1 rRNA gene is annotated in these 2,945 nt (G+C 52.7%); it reads right to left on the reverse strand.

Annotated elements, in window-relative coordinates:
• Positions 1 to 2,918: ribosomal RNA gene (locus G8782_RS18235) — 23S ribosomal RNA — on the reverse strand; the annotation flags it as partial.
• Between the last annotated feature and the right edge of the window lie 27 nt (positions 2,919 to 2,945).

Raw genomic sequence — 2,945 nt, forward strand, 5'->3', positions numbered from 1 at the left:
GTACGTCGCCGCACTTACACCCCGGACCTATCAACCTCATCTTCTCTGAGGGATCTTACTTACTTGCGTAATGGGAAATCTCATCTTGAAGGGGGCTTCATGCTTAGATGCTTTCAGCATTTATCCCGTCCACACGTAGCTACCCAGCGATGCCTTTGGCAAGACAACTGGTACACCAGCGGTGTGTCCATCCCGGTCCTCTCGTACTAAGGACAGCTCTTCTCAAATTTCCTGCGCCCGCGACGGATAGGGACCGAACTGTCTCACGACGTTCTGAACCCAGCTCGCGTACCGCTTTAATGGGCGAACAGCCCAACCCTTGGGACCGACTACAGCCCCAGGATGCGATGAGCCGACATCGAGGTGCCAAACCTTCCCGTCGATGTGGACTCTTGGGGAAGATAAGCCTGTTATCCCCGGGGTAGCTTTTATCCGTTGAGCGATGGCCCTTCCATGCGGAACCACCGGATCACTAAGCCCGTCTTTCGACCCTGCTCGACTTGTAGGTCTCGCAGTTAAGCTCCCTTATGCCTTTGCACTCTACGAATGATGTCCAACCATTCTGAGGGAACCTTTGGGCGCCTCCGTTACTCTTTAGGAGGCGACCGCCCCAGTCAAACTGCCCGCCTGACACTGTCTCCTGCCCCGATAAGGGGCATGGGTTAGAATTCCAATACAGTCAGGGTAGTATCCCACCGACGCCTCCTCCGAAGCTGGCGCTCCGGAATCTCAGGCTCCTACCTATCCTGTACAGGCTGCATCAGAATTCAATATCAGGTTGCAGTAAAGCTCCACGGGGTCTTTCCGTCCTGTCGCGGGTAACCTGCATCTTCACAGGTACTATAATTTCACCGAGTCTCTCGTTGAGACAGTGCCCAAATCGTTACGCCTTTCGTGCGGGTCGGAACTTACCCGACAAGGAATTTCGCTACCTTAGGACCGTTATAGTTACGGCCGCCGTTTACTGGGGCTTCAATTGGAAGCTTCGCTTGCGCTAACCTCTCCTCTTAACCTTCCAGCACCGGGCAGGCGTCAGCCCCTATACTTCACCTTGCGGTTTTGCAGAGACCTATGTTTTTGCTAAACAGTCGCTTGGGCCTATTCACTGCGGCTCTCTCGGGCTTTAACACCCTACCAGAGCACCCCTTCTCCCGAAGTTACGGGGTCATTTTGCCGAGTTCCTTAACGAGAGTTCTCTCGATCACCTTAGGATTCTCTCCTCGCCTACCTGTGTCGGTTTGCGGTACGGGCACCTCCCGCCTCACTAGAGGCTTTTCTTGGCAGCGTGAAATCAGGGACTCCGGGGATAATTCCCCTTGCCATCACAGCTCAATGTTATAGAAACGGGATTTTCCTCGTTTCACACCTTACTGCTTGGACGCGCATAACCAACAGCGCGCTCACCCTATCCTACTGCGTCCCCCCATTGTTCAAACGGCGGGGAGGTGGTACAGGAATATCAACCTGTTGTCCATCGTCTACGCCTTTCGGCCTCGACTTAGGTCCCGACTAACCCTGAGCGGACGAGCCTTCCTCAGGAAACCTTAGGCATTCGGTGGAAGGGATTCTCACCCTTCTTTCGCTACTCATACCGGCATTCTCACTTCTAGGCGCTCCACCAGTCCTTGCGGTCTGACTTCGACGCCCCTAGAACGCTCTCCTACCACTGACACCAAAGGTGTCAATCCACAGTTTCGGTAATCCGTTTAGCCCCGGTACATTTTCGGCGCGGCGCCACTCGACCAGTGAGCTATTACGCACTCTTTAAATGGTGGCTGCTTCTAAGCCAACATCCTGGTTGTCTGGGCAACGCCACATCCTTTTCCACTTAACGGATATTTGGGGACCTTAACTGGTGGTCTGGGTTGTTTCCCTCTCGACTACGAATCTTATCACCCGCAGTCTGACTCCCAAACATAAATCTTCGGCATTCGGAGTTTGTCTGAATTCGGTAACCCGGGATGGGCCCCTAGTCCAAACAGTGCTCTACCTCCGAGATTCTAACGTTTGAGGCTAGCCCTAAAGCTATTTCGGAGAGAACCAGCTATCTCCAGGTTCGATTGGAATTTCACCGCTACCCACACCTCATCCCCGCATTTTTCAACATACGTGGGTTCGGGCCTCCAGTAAGTGTTACCTTACCTTCACCCTGGACATGGGTAGATCACCTGGTTTCGGGTCTACGACCCCATACTAAATCGCCCTATTCAGACTCGCTTTCGCTGCGGCTCCGCATTCTCTGCTTAACCTTGCATGGAATCAGTAACTCGCCGGTTCATTCTACAAAAGGCACGCCATCACTCGTGATCGATTCCGAAGAAAAGACCAACAGAGCTCTGACTACTTGTAGGCACACGGTTTCAGGATCTATTTCACTCCCCTTCCGGGGTGCTTTTCACCTTTCCCTCACGGTACTGGTTCACTATCGGTCACTAGGAAGTATTTAGCCTTGGGAGATGGTCCTCCCGGATTCCGACGGAATTTCACGTGTTCCGTCGTACTCAGGATCCACTCTGGAGAGAATGAACTTTCGACTACGGGGCTATTACCCACTACGGCGGACCTTTCCAGGTCGCTTCGTCTAATTCATTCCTTTGTAACTCCGTATAGAGTGTCCTACAACCCCAGGAAGCAAGCTTCCTGGTTTGGGCTATTCCCGTTTCGCTCGCCGCTACTCAGGGAATCGAATTTTCTTTCTCTTCCTCCGGATACTTAGATGTTTCAGTTCTCCGGGTTTGCCTCATGCACGCTATGTATTCACGTACATGTACTGCCCCATTACGGGCAGTGGGTTTCCCCATTCGGAAATCTCTGGATCAAAGCTTACTTACAGCTCCCCAGAGCATATCGGTGTTAGTGCCGTCCTTCATAGGCTCCTAGTGCCAAGGCATCCGCCGTGCGCCCTTTCTAACTTAACCTAAAATATTCATCAGATTCCGTCGCGT

This window comes from Sporosarcina jiandibaonis (genome assembly GCF_013184495.1).
Classification (GTDB): Bacteria; Bacillota; Bacilli; order Bacillales_A; family Planococcaceae; genus Sporosarcina; species Sporosarcina jiandibaonis.